The sequence below is a fragment of the Paracoccus sphaerophysae genome (assembly GCF_000763805.1).
GTDB lineage: Bacteria > Pseudomonadota > Alphaproteobacteria > Rhodobacterales > Rhodobacteraceae > Paracoccus > Paracoccus sphaerophysae.
The window spans coordinates 1-7,249 of sequence record NZ_JRKS01000102.1 but is presented as its reverse complement, the minus strand read 5'-3'; the positions used below and the strand labels follow the sequence as shown (position 1 = coordinate 7,249).

Below are 7,249 nucleotides of genomic sequence, written 5' to 3'. Positions count from 1 at the left end.
GGGCGGGGTCGGCATGGGTTGCGGCGGCGGATCGGCTGTCAGAGGATGAGCGGGCAGTATTTCACGCTCGGCCGGCCGCGGCCAGAGCGGGCGGGGGGAAAGCGCATGGCGGATCTGATCGGCAAGGCGGCGCAGACCGTGGGCAACGTCATGGTGGCGCTGCGCAAGGGGCGCACGCCGGACACTCCGGCCGTGGGCGTGGCGCCGGCGATCCCGCAGGCCCGGCCGCAGCGGGTGATGACGCTCAAGATGCCCACTGCCGCCGGCTGGGCCGCGGGCCAGACGCCGCGGGCAGCACCGGGGCTGGCGGTCACCGCCTATGCCTCGGGGCTGGACCATCCGCGCTGGATCGAGGTGCTGCCCAACGGCGACGTGCTGGTCGCCGAATCGCGCGAGCGTGAGGGCGAGGCCGAGACGCTGTTCGACCGCGCCAGGCACGCCACCATGCGCCGCGCCCGCGCCATCGGCCCCAGCGCCAACCGCATCACCCTGTGGCGCGACGCCGATGGCGACGGGGTGGCCGAACAGCGCCACGTCTTTCGCGAGGGTCTGAACCAGCCCTTCGGCATGGCGCTGGTCGACGGGCGGTTCTATATCGGCAACACAGATGGGATCGTGGCCTTCGATTACCGCGACGGCGCCACGCGGCTCGAGGGTCAGCCCGAGACGCTGGTGCGCTTCAAGCCGCACGGGCACTGGACGCGCAGCCTGATCGCCTCGGCCGACGGCGCCCGGCTCTATGCCGGGGTCGGCTCGCTGACCAATATCGGCGACGAAGGGATGGCGGCCGAGGAAGGCCGCGCCTCGATCTGGGAACTGGACCTGGGCACCGGCCGTGCCCGCGAATTCGCCACCGGCCTGCGCAACCCCGTGGGGCTGGCGTGGCAGCCCGAGACGGGCGCGCTGTGGACGGTGGTAAACGAACGCGACGGGCTGGGCGACGAGACGCCGCCCGACTATCTGACTTCGGTGCGCGACGGCGGCTTCTACGGCTGGCCGTGGAGCTATTGGGACCGGGTGGTGGACGACCGCGTGCCGCCGAACCCGGACGCCGTGGCCCGCGCGATCACCCCGGATTATGCGCTGGGCGGGCACACCGCCTCGCTGGGGCTGTGCTGGATGCCCGAGGGGACGCTGCCGGGCTACGGCGCCGGCATGGTGATCGGCCAGCACGGGTCGTGGAACCGGGCGAAGCTGTCGGGCTATCGGGTGATCTTCGTGCCGTTCCAGGCGGGGCGCCCGACGGGGCCGCCGCGCGATCTGCTGGACGGCTTCCTGTCGCCCGACGAACGCCGGGCCTGGGGCCGCCCGGTCGGCGTGGCGGTCGGCCTGGACCGCCGGTCGCTGCTGGTCGCCGACGACGTGGGCAACGTGGTCTGGCGGCTGAGCGGGAAGTGAAGGCGCGGGGGCGGCCCGCGCCAGGGTTGCCTCAGCGCCCCGTCCCGTGCGTCCCGTGCCACAAGGGCGCGTGGCGGTTCACGTCCTTGTAGAGCAGATAGCGGAACTGCCCGGGCCCGCCGGCATAGCAGGCCTGCGGGCAGAAGGCGCGCAGCCACATGAAGTCGCCCGGCCCCACCTCGACCCAGTCGCGGTTCAGGCGATAGACGGCCTTGCCTTCCAGCACGAACAGCCCGTGTTCCATCACATGCGTCTCGGCGAAGGGGATCGAGCCGCCGGGCTGGAACGTCACCACCGTCACGTGCATGTCGTGACGCAGGTCGGCCGGATCGACGAAGCGGGTGGTCGCCCAGGCACCCTCGGTATCGGGCATCGGGCTGGGGGCGATGTCGGCTTCGTTGGTGACGATCGGGTCGGGGCGGTCCACCCCGGCGGCCGGCTGCCAGCGCTTGCGGATCCAGTGAAAGCCGCAGTTCCCCGCAGTTGCGTTGTGCACCGCCCAGGCAATGCCCGGCGGGACATAGGCGAAGCCGCCGGGGGTCATGCGGTGGGTGGTGCCGTCGATGGTGATGTCCATCTCGCCGCCGGTGACGAAGATCGCCGACTGGATCTCGGGGTCGTCCTCGGGCGCGTCGCAGCCGCCGCCCTCGGCGAGTTCGACGATGTACTGGCTGAAGGTCTCGGCAAAGCCGGACAGCGGGCGGGCGATGATCCACATCCGCATCCCGGTCCAGCCCGGCAGAAAGCTGGTCACGATGTCCCGCATCACGCTGCGCGGGATGACCGCATAGGCGTCGGTCAGGACGGCGGTGTCGGTGGTCAGCCCGGGCAGCGGCGGCGGCCCGGCGACGAGGCCGGCATAGCTCGGTCCGGGCGGCACAGGCGCGAGGGCGGGCGCGGCCTCGCCGGGGATGGGGGCGATGTTGCCGGTCGGGGTGGTGTCGTCGATCATCTCCGCCTCTCTCTGTCTCTCGTCCTGCCGCTGGGGGTGCCTGCCCCCCGCGCTCGCCCTGCCGCGCCCGTCTTCCGATCCGGGGCGGCAGGGCGGTGATCTTCTGTCCCCAAATATCCCGGGGGAGGCCGCGTCAGCGGCCGGGGGCAGCGCCCCCCTGCCCCAGCGCCGCCTGCAGCCGCAGCTCGCCGATCCGCATGACCTGCCGCTCTGCCTCAGCGCGTTCGGTGGCGGTGTCGTTGTCGATGCGGCGCTGCATGGCGGCCATGATGCCGGGCTTGTCGTGGTCGCGCACGGCGATGATGAAGGGGAACCCGTGGCGCGAGACATAGGCCTCGTTCAGCCGGGTGAAGGTCGCGCGTTCCTCGTCGGTCAGGCTGTCGAGCCCGGCGCTGGCCTGCTCGGCGGTGCTGTCGGCGGTCAGCCGCTTCGCCGCGGCGAGCTTGCCGGCGAGGTCCGGGTGCGCGTTCAGCACCCCCAGCCGCTCGGCGTCCGAGGCTTGCCGGAACACCTGCGCCATCCGCGCCGCCAACCCCCCGGCGCTGTCATGGACGGCACCCATCTCGCCGTCCCAGACCCGCTCGGCGACCCAGGGCGAGTGTTCGTAGATCGACCCGAAGCGTTCGACGAAGGCCGCGCGGTCCATCTGCGAGGGCGCCTGCCGCGGCTGGTAGGGATGTTCCCTGGCCCAGTGCCGCGCGATGTCGAGACGCGAGGCGAACCACACCCCCTCATGCCCTCGCGCGTGATCCAGGAACCGCTGCACCGCCGCCGCCCGCCCGGGACGCCCGGCGAGCCGGCAATGCAGCCCGACCGACATCATCTTGGGCGCGCCCGCCTGCCCTTCGGCATACAGCACGTCGAAGCTGTCGCGCAGATAGTCGAAGAAGTCGGTGCCGGTCCCGAAGCCCTGCCCCGACGAGAACCGCATGTCGTTGGCGTCCATCGTGTAGGGCACCATCAGCTGCGGCTTGCCCTTGTGGAGATGCCAATAGGGCAGGTCGTCGGCGATGCTGTCGGCGAGATAGGCGAACCCGCCCTCCTCGCAGCCCAGCGCCACCGTGTTCATCGAGGTGCGGCCCTGGTAGAAGCCATAGGGCCGCTCGCCGGTGACAGCGGTGTGCAGGCGGATCGCCTCGGCGATATGGGCGGCCTCTACCTCGGCCGGGATGTTGCGATAGTCGATCCACTTCAGCCCGTGGGTGGCGATCTCCCACCCCGCGGCCTGCATCGCGGCGACCTGCTCGGGGGCACGCTCCAGCGCGGTCGCCACGCCATAGACGGTGACGGGGATGTCCTTCAGCAGCCGGTGCAGCCGCCAGAAGCCGGCGCGGGCGCCGTAGTCATAGATCGATTCCATGTTCCAGTGGCGCTGGCCCGGCCAGGGCTGGGCGCCGATGATCTCGGACAGGAACGCCTCGGACGCGGCATCGCCGTGCTCGATGCTGTTCTCGCCGCCTTCCTCGTAGTTCACGACGATCTGGACCGCGATCCTGGCGCCGCCCGGCCAGCGGGGATCGGGGGTGGTTTCCCCGTAACCTCTCATGTCGCGGCTATAGCGCATCAGCGTCCCCCCTTGTCCGGTCATTCCGGCGGCAGGGTCACGCGCGCGGCCGCGCTTGTCCAGCGGCGGCGGCGGCGATTTCCGGCAGGCGGCAAGACCGCCTAGCGGGCCGGGACCAGCTCGCGCTGGCGCGGCAGCAGCGCGGTCAGCAGCCCCAGCAGCGGCAGGAAGGAACACAGCAGGAAGACGAAGCGGATCCCCCGCGCATCCGCCACCCAGCCCAGCACCGCCGCCGCGATCCCGCCCATGCCGAAGGCAAAGCCAAAGAACAGCCCGGCGATCAGCCCGGTTCGTCCGGGCACCAGCTCTTGCGCATAGACCACGATGGCGGGCGCGGCCGAGGCGATGATGAGGCCGATCAGCACCGTCAGCGCTCCGGTCGCGACCAGCCCGACATGGGGCAGCATCAGGGTGAAGGGCAGCACGCCGAGGATGGAAAACCAGATCACCTTCAGCGTGCCCACCCGGTCGCCGACGATTCCGCCGAGCATCACGCCGGCGGCCGATCCGAACAGCAGAAGGAACAGCATGATCTGCGAGGTCTGGGTCGACACCCCGAACTTGTCGATCAGGAAGAAGGTGTAATAGCTGGTCAGGCTGGCCATGTAGAAGGCCTTGGTCATCGACAACAGCGCCAGCACCCCGATCGCGCCCAGCACCCGCCCGCGGTCGAGGTTGGGCGCGGCCGCGCTGCGCAGCGCGCCGGCCTTGCGGCGGCCCTCGGCCCAGGCGCCGACGCGCCACAGCACGGCGACTCCGCCCAGCGCGATCAGCGCCAGCCAGCCCAGCACCGGCCGCCCGAACGGCACCACGAGGAACGCCGCCAGCAGCGGCCCCAGCGCCTGCCCGCCATTGCCGCCCAGCTGGAACAGCGACTGCGCCGTGCCGAACCGCCCGCCCGAGGCGGTGCGCGCCACCCGCGAGCTTTCGGGGTGGAACACCGACGATCCCAGCCCGATCAGCATCGCGCCGGCCAGCAGCATCGGATAGCTTTCGGCCTGCGCCAGCGTCAGCACCCCGGCAAAGCTGGAGAGCATCCCCACCGCCAGCGATTTCGGCATCGGCCTGCGGTCGGTGACGACGCCCACCACCGGCTGCAGCAGCGAGGCGGTGACCTGGAAGGCAAAGGTCATCCAGCCGATCTGAGCGTAGCTCAGGGTGAACTCGTCGCGCAGCAGCGGATAGATCGCCGACAGCAGCGATTGCAGGATGTCGTTGACCATGTGGCAGGCGCTGATCGCGATCAGGACCGGCCAGACCGGCCCGGTCGAGCCGCGCGCCGGGCTTGCGCCGCTGTCCGGGTTCGTGCTGTCGCCTGCCGTCATCCCTGCCCCCCTGCCCGCCCCGGGCCGTCAACCGCCGGAACTGCGTCACGGGGCGGCGGAAAGATCAACCCCATGCGGGGGACCGCGACGGCGGCAAGGTCGATTCGGACTGACCCATGTCAATCCTATATCTTGTTAATTCGACGCAGCGTCATTTACCCTGTTTCAAGCTAATTTGGGACAAAACCAGCCTGAAAAGCCACGTTCCCATAATATCCGCGGTCTCTATTGTCTCGGCGGAACGATGCGAATCAGATTATGCCGCCCAGCGACGCCAGACCCATCCCGAATCAGGAAACCGCGACGGCGCGGGGGCGGTCCAGCTGGACCGATCTGCGCGCCGAGATCCTGCGCCGCATCTCGGACGGCACCTACGCGCCCGGCACGCTGATCCCGACCGAGCAGGAGCTGGCGGCTGAGTTCGGCTGCGCCCGGGCGACGGTGAACCGGGCGCTCAGCTCGCTGGCGGGACGCGGGGTGCTGCAGCGCCGCCGGCGGATCGGGACGCGGGTCGCGCTGAATGCCCTCGGCGCCAGCAGCAAGCGGGCGCTGCCGGTCTTCCGCGAGGCCATCGAAAGCAGCGGCCGCAGGTTCGACAGCAGCTATCGCGGCCGCCATCGCGCCCCCCCTCCGGCCGACGTGCTGGCGGTGCTGTTCCACAGCGACCCCGGCAGGATCGTCGAGACGCGGACCCTGTTCTACGCAGACGGCAACCTGTTGTGCGCCGAGCGGCGCTGGCACGACAGCGCGGCGCTGCCGGGGCTGGACATCGAACTGCCCGCCTCGACGACGATCAACGAATGGATCGCGACCAACGTGCCGATCTCGCTGATAGAACAGAATGTCAGCGCCCGCACCGCCGGCGACATGCAGGTCGAGACGCTGCTGGGCTGCGAGCCGGGGGCGCCGGTGCTGGTCTATGAAACCTGCTTCTGGGCCGGCACCCAGCCGGTGAGCCTCGCCCGACACGCCTTCCTGCCGGGCGAGACGCTGTTCACGAGCATCGCCTGAGCTAGTTCCGGCGCAGCGCGGCAAAGTCGGGACTGCGCTTGCCGAGGAAGGCGGCGATCCCCTCGGCCGCCTCGGGCGCGGCCAGCGCTGCGGCCATCGGGGTGATCTCGGCCTCGAGCTGGCGGTCCATCAGCACCCGGCGGGCATTGACGATCAGCCCCTTGATCGCGGCCTGTGCCACGGCCGGGCCGCTGGCCAGCCGCGCGGCGATGTCCTCGGCCGCGGCCAGCGCCTGGCCCGAGGGCACCACCGCGTTGATCGCGCCCAGCGTGTGCAGCCGCGCCGCCGCGACCGGGCGACCGGACAGGCACAGCTCGGCCGCCAGCGCCGGGGGCAGCGCGCCCATCAGGCTGCCGGTCAGCCCCCCGTCGGGCACCAGCCCGGCGTTGATGTAGGACGCGGTAAAGCCCGCATCCTCGGCCGCCACGATCAGGTCGCAGGCCATTGCCAGCGAGAAGCCTGCCCCGGCCGCTCCGCCCTCGACCGCGGCGATGACCGGGCGCGGACAGTCGAGGATCGCGCCGACCAGCGCCGCCAGGTCGGCGATGTGGTGGCGGCGTTCCGATTCCGCCATGCGGGGGGCGTTCATCAGCATGGTCAGGTCGCCGCCGGCGCAGAAGAAGCCCTCGGCCCCGGTCAGCACCACGGCGCCGATCCGCGGCTCTGCCGCCGCCTGCGCCAGCGCTGCCCGCAGCCCGGCATAGAAACCCGAGGTCAGCGCGTTGCGGCGCGCGGGGTTGGTGTTCACGACCACCAGATGGGTGTCGCGGTCGATGATCTCGCAGTTGTCCATGTGCTCCCCCGTGATTTCGCTCCAGCTTGGCCGTGCCCGGGCCGCCGGCGCAAGGGCCGCGCCCCCGCCGGAACGCAAGGTCACCGGGCCGAAGGCCCCGCGGTCAAGATATCTTGAATCGCAGAGCCTTGGCAGGAACCGGGCGAAGCTGCGAGAGCTTGTTCCCCAAGGTCACGTCAAGGAGCCCGCCCCTCATGTCGCCTGTG

At 71.0% G+C, this 7,249-nt stretch carries 6 protein-coding genes; 2 read left to right on the top strand and 4 right to left on the bottom strand.

What is annotated here, in order from left to right; translation table 11 throughout:
* Nucleotides 1-105: 105 nt before the first annotated feature.
* The gene (locus tag IC63_RS16090) at nucleotides 106-1,398 is read left to right on the top strand and encodes a PQQ-dependent sugar dehydrogenase (RefSeq protein WP_036722404.1); all 1,293 of its coding nucleotides are present in this window, start codon (nucleotides 106-108) and stop codon (nucleotides 1,396-1,398) included.
* 31 nt (nucleotides 1,399-1,429) lie between these two features.
* Here IC63_RS16090 and IC63_RS16085 read toward each other — a convergent pair whose 3' ends face one another.
* The 3 genes from IC63_RS16085 to IC63_RS16075 all read right to left on the bottom strand — a co-directional run bounded on the left by IC63_RS16085 (nucleotide 1,430) and on the right by IC63_RS16075 (nucleotide 5,239).
* Nucleotides 1,430-2,350, bottom strand: coding sequence for a bifunctional allantoicase/(S)-ureidoglycine aminohydrolase (locus IC63_RS16085; protein WP_084116005.1), 921 nt, complete (start codon nucleotides 2,348-2,350; stop codon nucleotides 1,430-1,432).
* A gap of 133 nt (nucleotides 2,351-2,483) precedes the next feature.
* A complete protein-coding gene (gene puuE / locus IC63_RS16080) occupies nucleotides 2,484-3,914 on the bottom strand; it encodes an allantoinase PuuE (protein WP_036722396.1) in 1,431 nt (476 codons plus the stop codon).
* A 101-nt stretch (nucleotides 3,915-4,015) separates the two neighbouring features.
* Complete coding sequence (locus IC63_RS16075) at nucleotides 4,016-5,239, bottom strand: MFS transporter (RefSeq protein WP_036722393.1); 1,224 nt, start codon at nucleotides 5,237-5,239, stop codon at nucleotides 4,016-4,018.
* A 258-nt stretch (nucleotides 5,240-5,497) separates the two neighbouring features.
* Here IC63_RS16075 and IC63_RS16070 point away from each other — a divergent pair, with 258 nt between their 5' ends.
* A complete protein-coding gene (locus IC63_RS16070; RefSeq protein WP_052042329.1) occupies nucleotides 5,498-6,250 on the top strand; it encodes a GntR family transcriptional regulator in 753 nt (250 codons plus the stop codon).
* A gap of 1 nt (nucleotide 6,251) precedes the next feature.
* Here IC63_RS16070 and IC63_RS16065 read toward each other — a convergent pair whose 3' ends face one another.
* Nucleotides 6,252-7,043 (bottom strand): oxepin-CoA hydrolase, alternative type, encoded by a 792-nt coding sequence (locus IC63_RS16065; protein ID WP_036722385.1) that lies wholly within the window; start codon nucleotides 7,041-7,043, stop codon nucleotides 6,252-6,254.
* Nucleotides 7,044-7,249 lie beyond the last annotated feature (206 nt).